Here is a 22,258-nt window from a genome sequence, read left to right as displayed (position 1 = left end):
TTATACTAGAATGGTTACGTATTCATTTCTTTATTTTCAGAAATGAATACGTAACCATTAAAAGGGAGTGAGGACTTGAAGAAACATTTAATGTTGAATGGCGAGTGGCGTATGACGGATGAATATTTAGATGTTTATGCCCCGTATTCAAAAGAATTAATTGGTCAGTTTGCGATAGCAACTGAGATCGATGTGCAACAAGCAATTGAGTGCGCACATGCAGCTACCTCAAAGATGGCAATGTTAACAGCAATTCAGAGAGCTCAAATTTTGGAACAATTATCGAATTTATTTGCTAAGCATCGAGAAGAAGCAGCTACTATTATTTCGTTAGAATCCGCTAAGCCACTAAAGTATGCAGTTGCAGAAATAGACCGAACAATTGAAACATATAAGTTTGCCGCTGAAGAAGCGAAGCGCCTTGCAGGTGAATTGATTCCGATGGATGCTTCAAAAGGTGGAGAAGGACGCTTTGCTTATACGTTGAGGGAACCGATTGGCGTTATAGCGGCAATTACGCCATTTAATTTCCCTCAAAATCTTGTCGCACATAAAGTCGGCACAGCATTAGCGGCAGGAAACACAATTGTCTTAAAACCGGCAACACAAACGGCACTATCTGCACATTTTTTAGCAAAATTACTTGCGCAAACAGACTTACCTGCAGGTGCTTTTAATTTAGTTACGGGCTCTGGAAAACTCATCGGGGATACATTTTTAGCACATCCTCAAGTGAAAATGATTACATTTACAGGCAGTCCAGCAGTCGGTATTTCTCTTCGTAATCGAGCCGGATTGAAAAAGGTAACGTTAGAACTTGGCTCTAATGCGGGAGTAATTGTCGATGAAGGTGTTCCATTAGAAAACATAATGGATCGTATAGTAATGGGAGCGTTTTCAAATCAAGGTCAAGTTTGTATTTCCTTGCAACGTATTTATGTTCTGGACAATGTTCTTGATTCATTTTTAAAACAGTTTACAGAGAAAATTACCCAACTAAAGATAGGGGATCCGCTTGATCCAACAACAGATTTAACAACAATGATTTCAGAAACTGAACAACAACGTGCATATGCTTGGATTCAAGAGGCAGTCAATGAAGGTGCACAAATTATTACTGGAGGTCGGATTGAAAACAATATTTTATTACCTACTGTCCTTTATAATGTACCATCTCACAGCCGCGTTTCCTGTGAAGAGATTTTCGCGCCTGTCGTTATCATTAACACTGTGTCCACAATAGATGAAGCAATCGAAGCAATAAATGATTCGAATTATGGTCTACAAGCTGGCATCTTTACTTCATCTATAGAAACAGCATTTAAGGCATCGAAAAAATTACATGTAGGTGGTGTCATTATAAATGATGTGCCTACATACCGAGTTGATCATATGCCATATGGAGGAGTAAAAGACAGTGGAACAGGTAAGGAAGGTATTAAATATGCAATCGAAGAAATGACTGAAATGAAACTAGTTATTTGGAATAACAACTAATCATGAAATGGGGATGTTTGTAAAATGAAGATGATAAACAAGCACGCTAAACTATTTGTTATGGATAATGGAACGATGCGCATGGATAAAAACTATATGATTGCAATGCATAATCCTGCAACGATTGACCACCCGAATCAACCAAATGAATTTGTTGAATTTCCGGTTTATACAGTTTTAATTGATCATCCAGAAGGAAAAATTTTATTTGATACAGCATGTAATCCAAACTCAATGGGACCCGAAGGAAGGTGGGGTGAATTTACACAAAAAGCATTCCCTATTAATATGCCAGAAGAATGCTATTTACATCATCGATTAGAAGAATTAAATGTTCGCCCTGAGGATATTAAATATGTAGTTGCTTCACATCTTCATTTAGATCATGCAGGTTGTTTAGAACTTTTTACAAATGCAACAATCATTGTGCAGGAAGATGAATTTAATGGAACGTTACAAACATACGCGAGAAATGTTAAGGATGGTGCGTATGTTTGGGGTGATATAGATATGTGGATTAAAAACAACTTACAGTGGCGCCTAATCAAACGTGGTGAAGATAATGTGAAACTGGCAGAAGGTATCAATATATTGAATTTTGGTAGTGGGCATGCTTGGGGTATGCTAGGTTTGCATATTAATATGCCAGAAACAGGGGGAATCATTTTAGCGTCAGATGCTATTTACACAGCTGAAAGCTTTGGACCACCGGTTAAGCCTCCTGGTATTATCTATGATTCAGTAGGTTATAACTCAACAGTTGAACGAATTCGAAGATTAGCAAATGAAACAAATTCGCAAGTATGGTTCTGCCATGACCCCGTGCAGTTTAAATCATTTAGAAAATCAACAGAAGGCTATTATGAATAGATGGGAGTAGAACGAACATGAGTAAACTTACCTTTACTCCTACAAACTATATAGGTTGGGGGAGTCTACAGCATTTACTTGTAGAAGTGCAAAAATTTGAAGCAAAGAATATATTAATCGTAACGGACCCGTTGTTAAAAGAGTTAGGTATAGTGGACCATATTAATAAACCTTTACAAGAAAATGGTTATCGTACGACCCTTTATACTGATATTGCTCCAGAGCCACCTCTTGCAATTGGGGAACAACTGGTAGACTATACAAGAAAGCATCAATTTGATTTAGTTATTGGATTAGGTGGTGGAAGTGCGTTAGATTTAGCAAAGCTAGCTGCCGTATTAGCTACTCATGACGGCAAAGTCGCTGACTATTTAAATTTAACAGGTACAAAAATACTTGAAAATAAAGGGCTTCCCAAAATTCTAATTCCGACAACTTCAGGTACAGGGTCGGAAGTCACAAATATTTCGGTTTTATCGTTAAAAACGACAAAGGATGTCGTGACACATGATTATTTACTAGCTGATGTAGCCATTGTAGATCCGGAATTAACAATTTCTTTGCCAGCAAAGGTAACGGCTGCTACGGGTGTTGACGCGTTAACCCACGCAATTGAAGCATATGTTTCAATTAATGCAAATGAAGTGACAGATGGTCTTGCACTTCAAGCGATTAAATTAATTAGTAGTTCAATTCGTACAGCCGTACATGACGGCAAGAATAAGCAAGCGCGCTCAGATATGAGTTATGGAAGTTATTTAGCAGGCTTAGCATTTTTTAATGCAGGTGTAGCAGGGGTGCATGCTTTGGCTTATCCTCTTGGTGGTCAGTATCATATTGCACATGGAGATTCAAACGCTGTATTATTACCATACGTTATGGGCTATATTCGTCAAAGTTGCGAAAAACGCATGAAGGATATTTTAGATGCAATGGGGCTGTCATCTAGTTATTTATCGCAAGAAGATGCTTCCTTTAAATGTGTAGTTGCATTACAGCAACTAGTAAAGGATGTAAATATTCCTTCAACTTTGAAAGGGTTTGCCATACCGGAATTAGCACTTGAACAATTAACGGATGATGCTACGAAACAGACTAGAATTTTAGCAAGAAGCCCGATGCCCTTAAATCGAGAAGATATTTTGGCTATTTATCGTGCAGCATTTGATGGGGAAATTCGCGAACCGAAACGACAAACATTGTAGATAATAAATGAAAAGGGCCTTATCAATTGATACAGCCCTTCATTATTTATTAAGCTTCAGCACCAGGTGTAAATGTCCGTGTAGCTAACTCCGCATCAAGCATAAAGATAGCATTTGAATCATTTTCAATGCGTTCAATTTTACGAATTAATGTATCGAACGTTGATTCTTCTTCTACTTGCTCATCGATAAACCATTTTAAAAATGCCATTGTGGCGTGTTCACGTTCATCTAATGCAATATCAGATAAGTTGTAGATACGACGTGTCACTTCTTTTTCATGTGACAAAGCTGTTTTAAAGGCATGCAAAATAGAGTTGAAATGATTTTCTGGACTGTCAAAACCATGGATTGTTGCACGATAGCCCATATCACTTAAAAAGTTATAAAATTTCATTGCATGGAAACGTTCTTCTTCCGCTTGCACTAAAAAGAAATTGGCAAACCCATCGTAATCTTGATCTGTGCAAAATGCGGCCATTGCCATATAGGCATGCGCGGAGTAAAATTCAAAATTCATTTGTTCGTTAAGTGCTGTGTGTAGTTTTTCTGATAACATAGTAGTTCCTCCCTTTGCAGTAAATACCTTCTACTTCTCATAGTATATAGCGAAAGAGGGTCATCATACAGAAAAAGATTTTTTCGTCATAAATACTGCAAAATTAAATTGATATTCGTTCTCAATTAGAAGATTTAGCTTTTTAAAAATTGAAGAATCGCCACGAAATGAACGCAAATTACCACGAAACCAGAACGAATCGCCACGAAGCTAGTATAAGATGCCGACCGTATTTGGAAAAAAAATTCGCCCAGACGTTGAGTCTAGGCGAATGATCTATTATGCTTCTTTCTTTTGGTTTTTGATACCTACTAAGTAGCCAATTAGCGCAATCGCAAGTAACACAATCCAGAATGTCGCTTTCCACATTGTTGAATGTGGGAATTCGTGAGGAATAAAGCCTAATTTTTCATGTGCTAACGTTAAAACTGCTAACTTTACGCCAACCCAACCAACGATTAAGAATGCGGCTGTTTCAAGTGACGGGAATTTTTCTAGTACACGTACGAACCAGCGTGCCGCAAATCGCATCATAACAACCCCGATAAGACCACCAAGGAACATAACACCGAATTGTCCTGCATTAATACCACCGACATCGAAATTACCTAAATGCGGCAATGTAACAGCGATTGCCACTGCAGCTAAAATGGAATCTACCGCAAAGGCGATGTCTGCAAGCTCTACTTTAATAACCGTCATCCAGAAACCAGATTGTTTTTTAGGTTCTTTAATTTCATCTGATTCTCCGGCGGCTTTCCGCGAATCGTAAATATGTTTAATTGACATAAATAACAAGTAGGCAGCACCTAATGCCTGAATTTGCCAGAAGTTTACGAGTGTTGTAATTAAGAATAGTGCGGCAAAACGGAAAACGAATGCACCAACTAATCCGTATAATAGTGCCTTTTGTTGTTGTGCTTTTGGTAAATGTTTTACCATAACGGCCATCACGACCGCGTTATCTGCCGCTAATAGTCCTTCTAGTACAATTAATACGACAAGTACCCAAGCGTATTCTAATAAAATCGCTTCCAAATTTGTTTCCTCCTTTGTTGTGGACAGAAATGAATAATTTGCTCTTTCCTATTGTTTATTTTAGGCAAAAGAAAAAGACCCATGCCTAAAAAATAGGCAAAGGTCTTGCTAAGCAATTATTTGGAAGCTCCAAATAATAATTTGTACCAATAATTTCTAGTACAGAACTCATCTATGTATGACATTAGATGAGTTTGCTATCACACCCGATGGCTGCTACCATGTAATGACGAATGTGAAATCAGATGTATCGCTCACATCTGCTAGCTACTCCCCTTTGACAAAAATGTCAAAAGCTATTCAATTCTTCTTACTAAGGATTATAGCACGTTGTTCGCAAAAAGCAAATAAAAATGTAGTGGTATACTAAATTTTTTCCTAATTTTTCTCATGAGTGGTACTATATGATGATAAGTGAAATTTTTTAACACCTTAGAGGGGAGACCTATATGTATAAAAAGTTTTTTTCATACTACAAACCACATAAACGATTATTTGCTATCGATTTTTCCAGTGCCATTGTCGTAGCAATACTAGAGCTAGCTTTTCCTTTAGCTGTACAATGGTTTATTGACAAGCTTCTTCCTACAGGAGATTGGGGCATGATTGTTAAAGTGAGTATTATGCTATTACTAGTATATGCTCTTAGTACAGTATTAAACTTTATCGTCAATTATCTAGGGCATAAACTTGGCATTAATATCGAAACCGATATGCGACAGGAGCTGTTTAATCATGTGCAGCGTCAATCATTCCGTTTTTTGATAATACAAAAACCTAGGATATTATGAGTCGAATTACGAATGATTTATTTGATATAGGAGAGTTTGCTCACCATGGACCAGAGGATTTATTCATTGCCATCATGACATTTTTGGGCGCTTTCGTCATTATGTTTAATATCAATCCAACACTTGCGCTAATAGCAGCCATTATGGTGCCATTTTTAATGTGGCTTGTTACGGTTAGTAACATCAAGATGAATAATGCATGGAAAACGTTGTACGGAAAAATTGCAGATGTCAACGGTCGCGTAGAGGATAGTGTGTCTGGTGTACGTGTTGTGAAATCATTTACAAATGAAGCATTTGAAATGGAGCGTTTTAAGGAACAAAATAGCTATTTCCGTTCTGCAAAATTATACGCGTATAAAATTATGGCAGGGGCGCATTCAAGCATCTATATGATGACTCGTTTGTTAACGTTAGTAGTCCTTGTTGTGGGCGCATGGTTAAGCTTTAATGGGAAATTATCGTATGGGGGACTTGTCAGCTTCGTTTTGTATACGAATGTTCTGATTAAACCTATTGATAAAATTAGTGCTTTGCTAGAGCTTTATCCAAAAGGTATGGCGGGTTTTAAACGTTTTCGTGAGTTGCTAGAGCAGGAGCCTGAGGTTCAGGATCGAGACGGTGCACAACCAGTAACACATTTATATGGGGACATTTCATTTAAAAATGTTGATTTTAATTATGATGCGTCTAAAGCTGTTTTAAAAGATATTTCATTTAATGTACGGGCAGGACAAACCATTGCCTTCGTTGGACCATCGGGTGCCGGGAAAACGACCATATGTTCTTTAATTCCGAGATTTTATGATGTCCATCAGGGAGCTATAACGATTGATGGTTTGGATGTGCGAGATATGACTCAAGCCTCTCTTCGTGCACAAATCGGGATTGTCCAACAGGATGTCTTTTTATTTACAGGAACAATTCGAGAAAACATTGCATATGGACGTTTAGGAGCAAGTGATGAAGAGGTTCAGGAAGCTGCTAAAAGAGCCCATCTCGAGTCCTTTATTGCTGAATTGCCAGATGGTTATGACACACAAATTGGTGAGCGTGGCTTAAAGTTATCAGGCGGGCAAAAGCAACGTATTGCTATTGCTCGTATGTTCTTAAAAAATCCACCGATTTTAATTTTAGATGAAGCAACCTCTGCATTAGATACCGAAACGGAAATGATTATCCAACAGTCGTTAGCAGAGCTTGCTGAAAATCGAACAACGCTTATTATTGCGCACCGCCTTGCGACCATCCGCAACGCAGACCGTGTGCTTGTTGTTACACAAAACGGGATTGAAGAGGACGGCACGTATGAGGAATTAGTTGCACAAGATGGTACTTTTGCGAAACTTCATCATATTCAATTTCGCAAAGGCGATAGTGAAAGAGCCATTCAACCAATTGAATGTTAAGTAGAATATAAGATTCTAAAGTAAAAGGGCATCGAATGCGAAATGATTCGATGCCTTTGTTTGATTTGACAACTATTTTCTAATTGTTTCAGTATAAGATCCTCTGCCAGGATTTATTTTGTAAACATTTACTTTAATATTGCGTATAGAATCTTCAGTTAACTCTATTTTTCCGTTTTTTTCTAATTTTTTCCACGTTTTAACGTTTTTTCGATAAAGTTGTTCAGATAAACGGTAAATATCTGTGTCCAACGCTATAGCTTCCTTAAACGTTTCTCTTACCTCTTTTTCCACTTGTTTTTCGATCTCTTTCTGAATTTCTTTAGTAGTGATTTTTTTGGTAATACCAAGAACGCTGGTTGCCTCCAATTTGATTTCAATATCAAATTGTACATTTTCGTTTTTTACGATAGGTGTAATATGAACTTTTATATGTTCTAAAGCAACGGTTACATAGGAATTTTCACCTTCACCAATTTGCCCTGTGATTTCACTGCGCATTGTTTCATTGGTCATCCATTTGACACCGTTAGCTTTATTTTGTGTGAGAGTTCCTTTATAGCCTTCATTCGATAATAGGGCAACACCTTTTATTTCAATTGATTCAGTCTGTCCTTTCGACGTTTCCCATTCTTTATCAATTGAGACGAGAGGTAAGTACACTTCATGACTAGGCTCATTTAGACCGATAGCCAATTTTCGAACATTAATCGGTGTAACAAAAGATTCTTGTCTAAATGAATTTAATGGATCACCGAGTTTCGATAATGTAAGTGCTTTATTATTAATTGGTGTCACGACTAGTAATTTATCGAGTGGCTCTTTTGTGCCATATACCCAAATTTGGTATCTCATTTCGCGATAACGAGTTAAAAAGTCAAGTACTTGGTTGACTTTGTTGCTTTTCATGACTTCTTCTGACAGTATAATGTAGGTAATATGACCCCAAAATGCTTTTTGATCAATGGAATGATATAAATCAAAAAAAGAATCTTCTATTGTTTTACCTTTGGCTTGTCCAATTTCAGCTTGTTGGGCTTGCGGATTATTAGGCTGTTCTGATTTGGCTATATTGGCAAAGTCAATAATTTGCATATAGGTTTCATAATGACCATCTTTAAAATCGATACCAAGTGCATGAATATAGTACATCCTTTGTGGTTCAGTGACATCCCAACAACCTGACAGCAGTGTCGTCAGTACTACCAATATACAGAGTATTTTTTTATTCATTTTTATCCTCACTCGTACGTGTTTGATCTTGTGGAGCAATATAGTTTGGGCGTTTGGCGTAACCTTTAGGGGATAAACGGAAAAGTGTTTTCTTAATGGTTTGCCAGTCTAAATCACCGCCAACTTGCATGTAAGAATAACCGAATATTCTTATATTACATAAGTAAAGAAGGGTTAAGTATAGGGATATAAAGAAGCCAAATAACCCAAAGAAGCCGCTTAACAAAATAAAACCAACACGGAAAATACTAATGGTCGTAACGAGAGATTGATTTACAAGTGTAAAGGAAGCGATGGTAGAGACAGCAATAATAACGATCATTTCTGGGCTTGTCACACCGGCACGTATGGCTGCATCACCAATAATTAAACCTCCAACAACACTTATCGTTCCGCCAATAACAGATGGTAAACGTAGACCTGCTTCTCGAAAGAGCTCGAATATCAGTAGCATTAATAGCATTTCCAATGAAGAGGGAAGAGGTAAACCTGTTCGACCTTGCACAACCGTTGCTAAAAACAGTAAAGGTAATTGATTTTGATGATAAGTCGTTAAGGCAAGCCAAAAAGCAGGTAAGAGCAAACCGATAAAAATACCTGATATACGTAGTAAACGTTCCAGAGAACTAAAAACAATCGGATATTCATTATCCTCGCCTGATTTTAATAGTAAAAATAAATTAACCGGTGTGATAACCGCATACGCTACACCATCTACAAAAATAAGAAAACGTCCGCGAATCAATGCTTGAATCGCGAAATCTGGACGTCCTGTATAATCCGTTTTCGGGAAAAATCGCGTATTTTTGTTGACACGTTCCATAAGCAAATCACCGCTAAAGACAATATCTGTATCAACGGATTGTAGCTGTACTTTTATACTATTTAAAATGTCCATGTTGGCGATGTCACCAAAATAAAGTATGGCAACCGTTGTTTTTGAACGTTTTCCCAATTCCATTTTTTCAACACATAAGGAATTCGTCGGCAGTCGTTTTCTTAATAACGCAATATTGACGGAAATATCTTCAATAAAGTTATCTCGATACTCTTTAACAAGTACTTCCATCCGTGTTTCTTCCGGATTACGATTTGGCTTTTTGGCAATATTACTTGCGTAAAGTAGTTCATCGGATTCAAAATAAAGAAGTAAGTGACCAGTATATACGAGTGATATGGCATCTGATTCTTCTGTTACTTGTTTTAAGTTAGGGATGTGTAACTTTGTATCGACGTTATCTTGCAGTGATGTGTCTGTTAAATGATCAAAAAGAGATTGAACGCGCCTTACAATCACGTCATGGAGTAGTTGCTGATCAATCATTGCCTCACAAATGACGAATTGTACTCGATGCTGCTTAAATACATACTCTTGAAAATAAACGTCAGCAGATTTTTCAAATAACTGCTTTAAGCGGTTTAAATCTAAGGACTTTTCTGTTGAAGGCATCAGGTGTCACCACTTTCCGTGTCTTGGTAATCGGCTTTAGACTTGTTTGCTTTTTTTCCTGACATGAAAGCTACAATCATTAAAAAAATGGATAGTAAGAAAAAGAATATAAACGTAGCTGTTAATATATAATTTCCTTTGAGTTCTAGAAATATGTGCTCATTTAATAATATTAGTGGCAGGCATATGAAAAAGAACGGAAGTGCTACCATTTTCCATATGCGTTGGTGGTCTCCCACCATGCCTAGTAAGTCCGTTACAACGTATAAAATAAATCCAACACGAATAAATGTTCCTGTAAGCCATTGATAAATAGAAAGAAAGTCTAAATGTTCTACATAACGTCCTATAGTTACTAATCCCCACTCTTCGTAAGCAGGATAACGTTGTTTAGCAGCTTCAGCGGGCCCAAATTCTGTAATGGCACCAATAAGAGGTCCCAATGTTAACCCTGCTAGAATCACTAGCATGATGGCAAAGTGATGCCAACGAAGACGATCTTTAATTTGATGTTGGATGAGTAAAAATATTATTAATTCTGAAAAGCCGGAAGCGGGGTAGATGAGCCCCGATAAAATTGGTTGGAAACCATGCTCTAAAAAAGGACGTAGTAACTCATGGTCCTTCACTTGTAAATTGGTAAACGCGACAAAAAAGCCAAATACGACGACCGCTAATAAAACGAACACATTGACAATAACAATTGTTTGTAAACTAGTTGTGACAAGCAAAATACAAAGCGTGACATAAATCGCAAGTAAAATTAACTTTGGTGTTTTAGGTAAAAAGGTTGTATTGATCCACTGTAACGTTTCAATCATTGTAAAAGCTGCAATCACAATAAGAAAAATCACAATTGTATAGATGACGATATTCGAGCCGACTTTTCCAATTTTTTGTTTTAACCAATCTTTTAAAGGTTCTTGTTTTGATTTTCTATGAATATACACTAAAAGAAAGAGCCAAGGAAACATGATTAGTAAAGTGAAAATAACGGATAACCAGCTATCTCTTTTTGCAACCTCTAATAATGGAGGCATAATTGTTACGTGATTTTTTAAGCCAATAACGGTCATTGCTAGGAAGACAACATGTAAAATACTAATCGATCCGACACTTTTCATATAAAAACCCTCTAACCTGTTTTGATACATATTAGCATTGACAAAAAGTTGAAGGATTATAAGTTATAAAAAGGCACTATCTCATGAAACTTGAGATAGTGCCAGCTATTTAGTGAATATATTGATTGCTTACCAGACTGTTTTGCAGTACGTCTGTTGGAATTTCAAATTCTACTACGCCCATATAACCAGGTGCTACTTCATATTTATCGAATGAAATGACAAGCTTTCCTTTATCCGAAATATAGAATTGTTGTTCAGCGTCAATAGCGTTAAAATCATCCATTAAATCCTCATCAGGCAAGCCTGCACCTTTGACCCAATAGACTTTTTCTTCGTTCGATGCAGCAATTTGTGCACGCATTTGTTCTTTAATATTGTCACTAATGATACGAATATAGCTGTCATCTTTAAATAACATTGGTAGCGTGATTAAAATTTCATTTTGTTTATCAATCGTATCATAATGCATAACTGTTGAAGAGGAACCAACTGTATTGACGATATAACGTCCTATCGATAAAATTTGACCGTTATCTGTTTTAATGTCATAGCCGCTATCTACGCCATAGTGACCACCGCCATTCGCCTTTATATCTCCAACATCTGCAATAAATTCATCGTAAAGCGCTTTTCCTTCTGCACGATACTTTTCATTTAATGTATTGGCAAGCTTTTGATTTTCTAAATTTTCAATAGAAGGAACTTTAATATTCGCTTCATATGTGTCATCTGCCACTTCGTATTCAGTCCAAGTAAGTACTTTTACAACACTTCCGACAACAGGTATTTCCGAAAGCGTACGTGCCATTGCAGGGCTAACGTTTAAGCTAGCGGTAAACAGCATAGCTGCTGCTGCTGTTCCTAGTAACCAGTGTGGCGTTCGATTTTTTTTCTTCTTTTTACTTTGCTTTAATGCATTTTCCACAACAAAGTCAAGCTCTTTTGGAATTGGTACTTCTTCATATTGTTTTTTTAAATCTTTTAATTTTTTATCCATGTGCGGTTTCTCCCTTCCCATCTTGGAGTTGTATTTTTAACAGTTTTAATGCTTTATATAGGCGTGATTTTACTGTGCTCAGCTTGATGTCTAATATACTGGCAACATCAGCTAGCTTTAAATCCTCAAAGTAATGCAAAATCACTACTTCACGGTACATCTGGGGTAATTCTTCTAACGCGTGCTCTAGGTCGATGTCTTCGTAAATATCTTCTTGAGCAGGTGTTAAATATTGTAGTGTGTCGTCGTCTGTTACTTGTAAGCGATTGTGTTTGCGCAAAAAATCTATTGCTGTTCTTACAACGATTTTGTAAAACCAGCTTTTCATATAATCCACATGCTCTAATCGATCGAGAGAAAGCATCGCTTTTTGAATGCTGTCTTGTACTATATCGAGTGCATCCTGCTCATTTTTCGTATAGCTATAGGCTAGCAAATAAAATCGTTCTTTCTGTTCGCGAATTAACTGGACAAACACCTCTTCATGTTGAAATGCATTTCTTGTTTTCATGTCCAAAGAAGCTCCTTTTTAACATTTTCAAATTGTATACAACTACTAGACGTGTGAAAGTGGAGAAAAAGTTGATAGAAAGAAAAAAAACTTACCTCCTGTGAGAGGTAAGAAGGATTTTATGAAAAATAGTCGTATGTATTTTTCAGTAGTAATAAAATTGTGACGACAATAAATAGCTTACGTACATAACTGCTCCCACGTTTAATAGCAAATTTTGAACCAACGATCGCACCTGCAATTTGCGCAAGCCCCATAGCGAAGCCGTAAGTATAATGGATCTGCCCTAAGTAGATAAACATTAAAAGTGCTGCAATGTTACTGCCAAAATTCAAAAATTTAGCATTGCCCGCTGATTTTAAAAAGTCAAAGCCTACTATTAGAAAAGCAAATAGTAAGAATGAGCCTGTACCTGGTCCTAAAAAACCATCATAGAAACCAATTAAAGTAATAATAAGGATGAAAGCAGCATATCGTTTAGGTGTTAGCTTATTATATGTAGAAATGCCCCCCCAGTCTTTTTTTAATATTGTATAAACGGCTACAACGGCTAGCATAATTAACATTAACGGTTTTAAAACACTTGGATCGATTAAATGGACAATCCATGCCCCGACCATGGAGCCAATAAAAACAAATGGAAATAGCTTGTAGACAGATCGGATGTCTAATTTTCCAGAGCGGTAAAACGTAATGGTACTTGTTAGAGAGCCCATTGTACCAGCAAGTTTATTGGTTGCGACAGCGGCAGAGGGTGGTAATCCTACGAATAAGAGGGCAGGCAATGAAATAAGCCCGCCTCCACCAACTACTGAGTCAATGAATGCGGCCAAAAAGCCAAAAATAATAAGAATCAATAAAATATTCAAATCTAAATCAAAAGGCACCAACGTCATCTCTTTTCTATAATAATAATCTGATATTAGCGGAACAAAGAGTGACTGTAAATAGTTTGAAATAAATTTGAGTACCGCATTTAGTATGGTTCAATTGTGAGAGAAATATAAAAAAACTACAAAATACAAAAATTTTCTACTTTATGCAACTATTTTAATGTATTATGAAGAAAATGATGTTTTTGCGTAAAGGGGACGTGATGACATTTGTCTTTAGGAAATCATTTTCGGGTTTTTGTTTGTGTTGTATTTATGGGAGTGCTTGTAGGTTATGTGTTCAATGCGAAAAAGGATGTTACCGATAATGTGTACATCGATTCAGTAAAAGAGGGCTATTTAGTTGACTTTACCGATGTGAAAGTCCGTGATGCTTTTAATTATGCTTTTACAGAACCCTATTGGCGCTATTATGAGGCGAAAACGGGTCAACATGTTGTTGAACTTTCAGGGGACATTGTGTTTTTAGAGGAAAAGGGACATGCTATTTTGCAATTTGTTGTGAATGAGGAAGCGAACGAATTTAAGCTTTTCGCAATGAAATTTAACGATAAAGTCCTTGATTCCCAACAAAAAGGAACGCTTATTGGCATGGTGTATGAAACATGGGAAATGAAACAACTCGCTTATCAGTAAGTGCTTTTACTTTGTAAAATAGAATTACTATATTACAGTAGTAAAGAGAGCATACAGACAGAGAGGGTGTTTTCATTGAAGTTAAGTATTTTAGATCAAATTCCTGTACCAAAAGGTCATACTGCTGAACAGGCATTTTTGCGGACAGAACAATTAGCGCTTTTAGGTGAAGAACTAGGCTTCAATCGTATGTGGTTGGCAGAACATCATAATAGCGCATCACTGGCAAGCTCAGCGCCTGAAATAACAGCGGCATATTTAGCTGCGAAAACAAAACGTTTACGTATTGGCACTGGTGGCGTTATGATGATGCATTATTCGCCGTACAAGTTGGCAGAAGTTTTTAAAACATTAAGTGCACTTGCACCAAATCGCATTGACTTTGGTGTTGGCCGTGCACCTGGTGGAGACCATGCATCGATTTATGCACTTGCCGAGGGACGCAGACAGCATTTTGATGAACAATATGATAAACTCGATACTATTTTAAAACTGATGAATAACCAAAAGACTGGCGAATCAGTCTATGATCAAGTCGTTGCATCACCTACTATCAGTCAATTACCAGAAGCGTGGTTGCTTGGCTCAAGCGGTCAAAGTGCCATGCAAGCAGGGCAACGTGGTGTAGGTTATTCGTATGCCCAGTTCTTTACTGGCAATATGTCTAAAGATATTTTTGATACGTATAAATCGTACTTTACACCTTCTTATTATATGGAAAAACCACAAATTATCGTTACTTATGCGACAACGGTTGCCGATACTTTAGAGGAGGCAGAATACTTAGCGAAACCGATTGATATTACGCGGCTTCAATTGATGAAGGGACAAATTATCCAAGCGATGTCGCCTGAAGAGGCGCAGGACTATCCATTGACCGAGATGGATAAAATGATGATTGAAAATAATCGTAAAGCCAACATTGTTGGCACACCGAAGGATGTTGCGGCATTTTTAGTAGCTGAGCAGGAGCAATATGGCTTTGATGAAGTAATGCTAAACTGCAATCAATATGCACAGGAAAGTCGCTTAAATTGTTATAAACTGCTGGCAAAAGAATTGATTTCACAATAATGTTTTTAATACAATGTAACGGTAATTGCAGAAAATAGGTTGTAACAAGGAGCTCTTTGCAAAAAAGCGTAACACGCCAGTACAGAACAAGAAATCAACGCAATATAAAGAATATTTATAGTAAAATGTCCAATGCATTCAAGCGCATTGGACATTTTTGTGTGTTTAAAGTTTTGCTGAGCCACTCGTAAAGGTAGTGTGCTGATAGTACATATTTTTTACTAAGACGTTCGGACCTAAGCATTTTACAGCGGGACAGTGGCAGTTTAATGATTTGGCTAAATCTGTCGCCATCCATTTATCGAAAATTGCAGGTAGTTTATCGTGAGCAATATTGCCAAGCGCTGATGCATCGCCAAAGTCTGTAACGATTACATCGCCTGTAAAAATATTAACGTTTAGTCGAGAACGACCATCTGGATCATTACGCACTGTCACGTTTTTCGTCTCGCGTAAACGTTTTAATAGTTTTTGATCTTCCTCATCGGTACTACATGGATAAAACGGTAGCGTACCAAATAACATCCAAGTATTTTCATCACGCACATCAAGTAAATGATGAATAGCAGCGCGAGTTTCCGCTAGAGACAGTGAACTTAGTGAGCTGGCAAAGTCTGATGGATACATCGGATGTACTTCGTGACGAGCACAGTGCATTTCGTTGATAATTTGATTGTGAATATGCTCTAGGTAAGGCAATGTTTTTTTGTTGAGCATTGTTTCAGCAGAGACCATAACGCCGTGTTCGGCAAGCATTTTGGAGTTATCAATCATGCGTTGGAACAAAGCCGCACGCTGTTCATAAGTTGGTTTTCGCTCCATCATAGCAAAACCTGTTTCAACGAATTCATCCACCGTACCCCAGTTATGTGAAATATGTAAAACATCTAAATAAGGGGCAATGAGTAAATAACGTTCTGGCTCAATGGTTAAGTTCGAGTTAATTTGTGTACGAACCCCACGTGCGTGTGCGTATTTTAATAGGGGGAGTACATAATTTTGCACGGATTTCTTCGACATCATCGGTTCGCCACCAGTAATGCTAAGCGTTTTTAAGTGTGGAATTTCATCCAGGCGCTTTGTAATCAACTCCATTGGCAAGGCTTGCGGATCTTTATTTTGCAATGTATAGCCGACTGCACAGTGTGCACAACGCATATTGCAAAGAGTTGTTGTTGTAAATTCAATATTTGATAGGGTCATGTGCCCATGTTGTTCGACATCTAAATACGCTTCCCATGGATCAAAGTGGGGTGTAATTGTTTGTAAGGTCGTCATAATTCGTACATCTTCCTTTCTAGCATTCTATTGTCTCATATTCACTACTATTTTCAAATATGAAATTAATGAAAGAGCTTTTTTTCGTGTAAATAATGTATTTTAATCTTTCTGTAGGAAATAATGTTCATATAAGAAAACGCTAAAAAATTCTATGAGGTTATATGTAATACGTTGAACTTATTGGCTAAATATTAACGCGCGGTAAGGAAATGGATTGACAGTATACAAACCATGTTTTAAGTGAAGTACAGGAAGCGGTAAAAAGGCTGTTTGCTTTAAATACACCGATGCAAAGAAATGACTGAGTGTATAGTTTACTATTTTTCCAAAAAAACGTTATGATAAAGAAAGCAAGGCGGTAAGACCGTAACAAAGAAAGTAGGAAATCGTTTTGAATAAGTATGAGATACTATTATTTGATGTAGATGATACATTATTAGATTTTGATTTGGCTGAAAATGCAGCACTAGACCGTTTGTTTGAACAAGAAAATATTGCTACTACACCAGAGATGATTGCCCGCTATAAAGAAATTAATGAGTCCTTGTGGCGTGCCTTTGAACGAGGCGAAGTAACAAAAAATACATTACATAATACTCGCTTCTCCATTGCGTTAAAGGAATTTGGTATAGAGGTAGACGGAGAATATTTTGAAGCAGGTTTCCAAAAGTACTTGCAGGAAGCGCATCATTATGTTGATGGCGCCTATGAGCTTATTGCACAGCTTGCGGGTAGTTATGATTTATATGTCGTTTCGAATGGTAAGACGAAAACGCAAAATAAACGATTAGCTGATGCAGATTTAGCAAAGTACTTTAAAGGGATTTTTATTTCAGAGCAAACAGGCTATCAGAAACCGATGCCAGCTTTTTTCAATTATGTTTTTGAGCGTATCGAGGGATTAGATAAAGACAAGACCATGATTGTTGGCGATTCGCTAACATCGGATGTTAAAGGTGGTTTGCTAGCAGGAATTGATACGTGTTGGTTTAACATTCGTAATATTAACAATGCAACGGATATTCAACCTCATTATGAAATTAAAAAATTGCACGAGTTGCATTTGTTATTAAATCAAGAATAAAATGAAGGAACTTCGCTCAACTATTAGCAGTTATAATAGTGAGCGAAGTTTTTATTACTTAAAAATGACGATTGGTAGGAGTATGTGCTAAAAATACTATATTTTTACACATTTAAATCTATTATGATAGTAATAGAAAAACGAGGGAGGACCAGTATGAAAGGAATTTTTCAAAAAACAATGTTAATAACACTGTTGGGGGCGTCTATAGCTTGCCCGATGCAAGCATCTGCCTATGACGAACCGACGAATTACGTACATATGAAAACGGAAAATATGACAGTATATTCCGCTTATGGTGCGACCATTTCTGCAACTGAAAAAAATGGAGTTTATAGCATCAAGGCGAATATTGTCAATAATCGTCAACCGCTTGAGGTTGTCATTTTTAAAAATGGTCAAACTGGCGTGCTACAGCAAGTGTTTAAAAAGGGAATTACAGAGCCTGTTGCCTATCGAGATGAAGGGGACCGTGTTGTTGCAACCATTCATAATAATGCAGAGCTGAAATTTGTGCACCCTGAACAAATCTATTTTCGAGATCTAACAAGAGCAACAGGTAGTAGCTATATCCAAACTTTGGCGGAGCGCGGTATTATTCGAGGGCGCACACCTGATTATTTTGGTGTAAACGATGCTTTAACACGTGCACAGTTTAGTGCCTTGCTCGTTCGTGCATTTAGCTTCCAGCAGATGCCAACAAAACAGTTTACAGATATAGACCAAAAAAAATCGTGGTACGTTGGTCATGTAGGTGCCTTGCATTCGTTAGGTATTATAAATGGCAAATCGCCAACTATTTTTGATCCGAATGGCAAAATTACACGCCAACAGGCAATTTTAATGCTCGGACGTACATTGGATGCTGTTGATTTTGTGCATGAAGATGAACCGACATTACCTTATGAAGATAGTCGTGCATTCCAAGGAGAGCTACTGCGTCACACGCAAACACTCTATGCGATTGGCGCGCTAGACGATAGTGCAACACTGCGTCCAAACGACTATATAACTCGAAGTCAATTTGCGAAAATGCTAGCAGTAACTTTACAAGTTGCAGGTAGATTATAATTGTCAGAATTGTTTGCGTGCCTGTCACGGCCTTCACACCTTTTCCTCCTTTATTGGAAGAAAAGGTGTTTTTTATTGTATAAGTACTTTACAAAAAGTTAAGAATCAATTAGAATTGCAAATTGTAGTGATAATAGTAATCATTACTATTTGAGAAAGGGGAACAAATTATGAGAAAATTGTCTAGTTTCCTACTTATCTTCGCATTGAGTATATTAGCTGCATGCGGAAATTCAGAGGATAAAAAACAAAGCACAAGTAGCAACCCAAAAAGTGTACTGACCATGTCTTGGGTCAAAGATATAGGTCAAGTTAATCCACATATGTATGCTCCAAATGAACTGTTTGCACAAGCCATGCTATATGATCCATTAGTGAGCTATGGAGAAGATGGAAAAATACAACCGGCGCTCGCAACGTCGTGGGAAATGGCTACAGATGGTAAAAGTTATACTTTTACATTACGTGATGATGTAATGTATTCAGATGGTTCGAAGCTAACTGCAGAAAATGTAAAAAGAAATATTGATACCGTTGTCGAAAATAGTGCTGCACATAGCTGGCTAGAAGTTGTTGCTGTTATTGATAACGTGGAAATAGTGGATGAACGACAAGTTAAAATCAATTTAAAAGAACCTTATTATCCATTTTTGCAAGAATTATCACTGATTCGTCCACTGCGTATGTTAGCAGATAGTGGTTTCCCAGAGAGTGGCACGACAAAGGATGGGATAGCAAAGCCGATTGGTTCAGGCCTGTGGATTTTAACTGACTATCAGCAAGAAAGCTTTGCAGAGTTTACACGAAACGAAAATTATTGGGGAGAAAAACCAAAGTTAAAAAAAGTAATCGTCAAAATTATTCCTGATGCACAAGCGCGAATGATGGCGCTAGAAAAAGGGGATATTGATTTAATTTTTGGTAGTGGGCAACTTGCACCTGCGGAATACCAAGCGTTACAAAAAACGGGAAAATATCAAACAATGATTTCCGAGCCATCTTCTACAAGAATTTTATCATTCAATACTACGTATGGAGTGACGCAGGATAAAAATGTAAGACTAGCATTGCAACACGCCTTTGACCGACAAACAATGATTGATTATGTATTGAACGGCTTAGAGCAAGAAGCCTATACATTATTTGCACCAGGTTTTCCATTTAGTGATATCAAACTAGAACATTATACTTACAACTTAGAGAAAGCGACACAACTGCTAGAGGATGCAGGCTGGGCGTTAGAAAGCGGTGCTACATTCCGCACAAAAAATGGGCAAACATTAACGTTAGTAATACCGTATAACAGCGGTGACCAAGTGCATAAGACCATTTTCGAATATTTACAAAGTGCATGGCGTGAAATAGGCGTAGAAGTCCAGTTGATTGGAGAAGAAGATCAACTTTTCAAAATGCGTAGTAAAACAGGTCAATACAACTTGATTATGAATGATACATGGGGAGTACCCTATGATCCGCATATGTATATACGCACAATGACAGGTGACAAGCAAATCGGTTATTACGCACAAAAAGGATTGGCCGTTTCAGAGCAACTGACAGCGAATATAGGGAAAGTAATTCGTTCAACAGACGAAGGACAACGGCGAGCATTGTACGAGTCCATTTTTCAAACAATTCATGAGGAAGCCATTTTCATGCCGTTATCGTACCGTACAAATTATTTAGTTGCGAATAATGAGTTAGCTAATTTGTCATTCTCGAAGCAACAGTATGAAGTCCCTCTAAAAAACTTTGAGGTGAAGTAAGTAGATGGGACGATTTTTAGCGAAGCGATTGGGTAGTATGTTACTGGCGTTTTTTGGTATGACCATTATAGCATTTGGGTTAATTCGTGTTATTCCAGTAGATCCAGTGGAAGCCTATTTTACAATGAATCAAATTCCAATATCAGAAGAAGCACTTGCATCCATGCGTGAGGAAGAGGGCTATAATCGTCCCTTACTCGTGCAATATAGTACTTGGTTGGTGAATGCTATGACGTTGGATTTTGGTGAATCATTTGTGTCGAAAAAGTCAGCAACAGCAGAACTTTTGCAACGTTTTCATGTCACGCTGACACTTGCAGCAACCGCCTTTATTATGATTGTTACGGTTAGTTTGACGGTTGGTATTTGGTCTGCTACTAAGCGAGGTGGGTTTATCGATTGGCTTAGTCGTTCGTTTATTTTTACACTCGCATCTATGCCGAGCTTCTGGCTTGCTTTTGTTTTTGTCTATATCGTGGCATTAAAATGGGGATTGCTTCCTCTAATGGGGTGGGGTAGTTTTGCACATGTCATTTTGCCTGCTGGAACGCTTGCACTCGGTTTTATTCCTTACTACATTCGGCTCATTCGATCCAGCATGCTGGAAGAAATCAATAAACCACATGTAGTCTTTGCAAGAGCCCGCGGTGTGAAAGAGTCGGTCATTATACGGAGGCATGTTGTGAAAGGGATTTTACCACAGCTCGTTACCTCGCTTGCTATGACATGTGGTGGATTGCTTGGGGGAGCGGCTATTATTGAAATTGTTTTTACAATATCAGGAGTAGGACGATTTGTTGTAGAGTCGATGTTTGCTAGAGATTATTTTGTGCTACAAGGCTTTATCGTAATGATTGGTGGGCTTTACATCTTCTTTAATTTTGTTGCAGATCTATTGTGTGCACTTGTTGATCCAAGGGTAAGGTTAAAAGGAGACGGAGCATAATGAAAAAGAAAATAGCGCTTATTAGTAGTAGTGTGCTTGTGTTATTGCTGATTGCCATGGCAATATTTGCACCGTGGCTTGCCCCAAATGATCCTTATGCGACCAATATGGCATTGAAATTACAAGGTTTTTCTACTGACTATCCATTAGGTACCGATTATTTAGGGCGCTGTGTGTTATCGCGTTTATTATATGGGGCACGAGTATCTCTTTTCATCGCGTTGAGTGTACTTGTCGTAACATTGTTTATTAGCATGTTTGTCGGGCTGCTTGCTGGTTATGTTGGAGGTATTATCGATTTAGTGTTAATGCGCCTTTGCGACATTTTTCTAGCGATTCCTGATTTCGTATTTGCACTTGTAATTGTTGGAGCGCTTGGTGGCGGTATACGTAATATGTTTATCGCCATTGTGCTTGTGTCATGGGTGGGCTTTGCACGGATTATTCGCAACATGGTGCGGTCATTAAAAGAAAGTACGTATGTACAGTATGCGCGTACAATAGGAGTTCCAAAATGGAAAATTATGATAAGACATATTGTACCTTTTGTATTCCCACAAATTTTTTTATTGAAATTAATTGGTCTTGGCTCAACGATTTTACTTATTTCTGAGTTGTCATTTTTAGGTTTAGGGGTGTCAGCACCGATGGCGGAATGGGGCATGATGATTAGCGATAGTAAAACGTATTTGATGAGTCATCCGATGCTCATGTTTCTACCAGGTATTATGATTTCATTCACCGTTTTGATTTTGAATTGGTTTGGCGATGCACTTCGAGAGGCAATGGATCCAAAAGCAATATAGAAGGGAGGTCGTGA

Annotated in this window: 19 protein-coding genes and 1 pseudogene; 11 read left to right on the top strand and 9 right to left on the bottom strand. The window is 37.6% G+C overall.

Annotated features, from left to right (window positions below; genetic code table 11):
* The first annotated feature begins 75 nt into the window (after positions 1-75).
* Genes LO754_RS13970 through LO754_RS13960 form a run of 3 tightly spaced genes read left to right on the top strand, consistent with a single transcriptional unit; the run spans position 76 to position 3,572 of the window.
* Positions 76-1,497 (top strand): aldehyde dehydrogenase family protein, encoded by a 1,422-nt coding sequence (locus LO754_RS13970; RefSeq protein WP_231784630.1) that lies wholly within the window; start codon positions 76-78, stop codon positions 1,495-1,497.
* A gap of 24 nt (positions 1,498-1,521) precedes the next feature.
* Positions 1,522-2,367, top strand: a complete 846-nt coding sequence (gene ahlS / locus LO754_RS13965; protein WP_231784629.1) for an AhlS family quorum-quenching N-acyl homoserine lactonase — start codon at positions 1,522-1,524, stop codon at positions 2,365-2,367.
* A gap of 17 nt (positions 2,368-2,384) precedes the next feature.
* Positions 2,385-3,572: an iron-containing alcohol dehydrogenase gene (locus tag LO754_RS13960; protein ID WP_024361053.1), complete on the top strand. Its 1,188-nt coding sequence runs from the start codon at positions 2,385-2,387 to the stop codon at positions 3,570-3,572.
* Positions 3,573-3,621: 49 nt separating this feature from the next.
* Here LO754_RS13960 and LO754_RS13955 read toward each other — a convergent pair whose 3' ends face one another.
* Together LO754_RS13955 and LO754_RS13950 are read right to left on the bottom strand one after the other, a co-directional pair.
* Positions 3,622-4,131, bottom strand: a complete 510-nt coding sequence (locus LO754_RS13955; protein ID WP_025219855.1) for a ferritin — start codon at positions 4,129-4,131, stop codon at positions 3,622-3,624.
* Positions 4,132-4,410: 279 nt separating this feature from the next.
* Entirely contained in the window at positions 4,411-5,169 is a 759-nt protein-coding gene (locus tag LO754_RS13950) for a TerC family protein (RefSeq protein ID WP_024361051.1), read from the bottom strand.
* Positions 5,170-5,618: 449 nt separating this feature from the next.
* Here LO754_RS13950 and LO754_RS23480 point away from each other — a divergent pair.
* Positions 5,619-7,369 (top strand): annotated as a pseudogene (locus LO754_RS23480) (ABC transporter ATP-binding protein).
* A gap of 72 nt (positions 7,370-7,441) precedes the next feature.
* Here the strand turns inward: LO754_RS23480 and LO754_RS13935 are convergent.
* From LO754_RS13935 to LO754_RS13910, 6 genes are all read right to left on the bottom strand, one after another.
* Positions 7,442-8,602, bottom strand: a complete 1,161-nt coding sequence (locus tag LO754_RS13935; RefSeq protein WP_029747078.1) for a Ger(x)C family spore germination protein — start codon at positions 8,600-8,602, stop codon at positions 7,442-7,444.
* Positions 8,595-10,052 (bottom strand): spore germination protein, encoded by a 1,458-nt coding sequence (locus tag LO754_RS13930; protein ID WP_231784628.1) that lies wholly within the window; start codon positions 10,050-10,052, stop codon positions 8,595-8,597. The genes LO754_RS13935 and LO754_RS13930 overlap by 8 nt, the downstream gene beginning before the upstream one ends.
* Positions 10,052-11,176 carry an endospore germination permease gene (locus LO754_RS13925; protein ID WP_024361047.1) on the bottom strand — a complete coding sequence of 375 codons (1,125 nt, stop codon included), beginning with the start codon at positions 11,174-11,176 and terminating at the stop codon, positions 10,052-10,054. Before LO754_RS13925 ends, LO754_RS13930 begins: the two co-directional genes overlap by 1 nt.
* 109 nt (positions 11,177-11,285) lie before the next feature.
* Positions 11,286-12,176: an anti-sigma-V factor RsiV gene (rsiV, locus tag LO754_RS13920; RefSeq protein WP_231784627.1), complete on the bottom strand. Its 891-nt coding sequence runs from the start codon at positions 12,174-12,176 to the stop codon at positions 11,286-11,288.
* Positions 12,169-12,687, bottom strand: coding sequence for an RNA polymerase sigma factor SigV (gene sigV, locus LO754_RS13915; RefSeq protein WP_231784626.1), 519 nt, complete (start codon positions 12,685-12,687; stop codon positions 12,169-12,171). The genes rsiV and sigV overlap by 8 nt, the downstream gene beginning before the upstream one ends.
* Before the next feature lie 119 nt (positions 12,688-12,806).
* Complete coding sequence (locus tag LO754_RS13910) at positions 12,807-13,574, bottom strand: TSUP family transporter (protein WP_024361044.1); 768 nt, start codon at positions 13,572-13,574, stop codon at positions 12,807-12,809.
* Between the two features lie 261 nt (positions 13,575-13,835).
* On the opposite strand from LO754_RS13910, the gene LO754_RS13905 reads away from it, so the two are divergent.
* Entirely contained in the window at positions 13,836-14,216 is a 381-nt protein-coding gene (locus LO754_RS13905) for a hypothetical protein (protein WP_174412986.1), read from the top strand.
* A 75-nt stretch (positions 14,217-14,291) separates the two neighbouring features.
* Positions 14,292-15,290, top strand: coding sequence for an LLM class flavin-dependent oxidoreductase (locus LO754_RS13900; protein WP_231784625.1), 999 nt, complete (start codon positions 14,292-14,294; stop codon positions 15,288-15,290).
* A 165-nt stretch (positions 15,291-15,455) separates the two neighbouring features.
* On the opposite strand, the gene yfkAB is transcribed toward LO754_RS13900, so the two are convergent.
* Positions 15,456-16,568, bottom strand: coding sequence for a radical SAM/CxCxxxxC motif protein YfkAB (yfkAB, locus tag LO754_RS13895; protein WP_029747077.1), 1,113 nt, complete (start codon positions 16,566-16,568; stop codon positions 15,456-15,458).
* A gap of 394 nt (positions 16,569-16,962) precedes the next feature.
* Here yfkAB and LO754_RS13890 point away from each other — a divergent pair, with 394 nt between their 5' ends.
* From LO754_RS13890 to LO754_RS13870, 5 genes are all read left to right on the top strand, one after another.
* Positions 16,963-17,655 (top strand): YjjG family noncanonical pyrimidine nucleotidase, encoded by a 693-nt coding sequence (locus tag LO754_RS13890; RefSeq protein ID WP_024361040.1) that lies wholly within the window; start codon positions 16,963-16,965, stop codon positions 17,653-17,655.
* Positions 17,656-17,811: 156 nt separating this feature from the next.
* Positions 17,812-18,726, top strand: a complete 915-nt coding sequence (locus LO754_RS13885) for an S-layer homology domain-containing protein (protein WP_024361039.1) — start codon at positions 17,812-17,814, stop codon at positions 18,724-18,726.
* A gap of 170 nt (positions 18,727-18,896) precedes the next feature.
* Positions 18,897-20,492 (top strand): nickel ABC transporter substrate-binding protein, encoded by a 1,596-nt coding sequence (nikA, locus tag LO754_RS13880; RefSeq protein WP_231784624.1) that lies wholly within the window; start codon positions 18,897-18,899, stop codon positions 20,490-20,492.
* A 4-nt stretch (positions 20,493-20,496) separates the two neighbouring features.
* Positions 20,497-21,438 (top strand): ABC transporter permease, encoded by a 942-nt coding sequence (locus LO754_RS13875; RefSeq protein ID WP_231784623.1) that lies wholly within the window; start codon positions 20,497-20,499, stop codon positions 21,436-21,438.
* Positions 21,438-22,244, top strand: coding sequence for an ABC transporter permease (locus LO754_RS13870; protein WP_108030084.1), 807 nt, complete (start codon positions 21,438-21,440; stop codon positions 22,242-22,244). The genes LO754_RS13875 and LO754_RS13870 overlap by 1 nt, the downstream gene beginning before the upstream one ends.
* Positions 22,245-22,258 lie beyond the last annotated feature (14 nt).

Source organism: Lysinibacillus sp. GJ-1 (assembly GCF_021166035.1).
Taxonomy (GTDB): domain Bacteria; phylum Bacillota; class Bacilli; order Bacillales_A; family Planococcaceae; genus Lysinibacillus; species Lysinibacillus sphaericus.
This window is presented reverse-complemented; position numbering and strand designations above follow the sequence as displayed.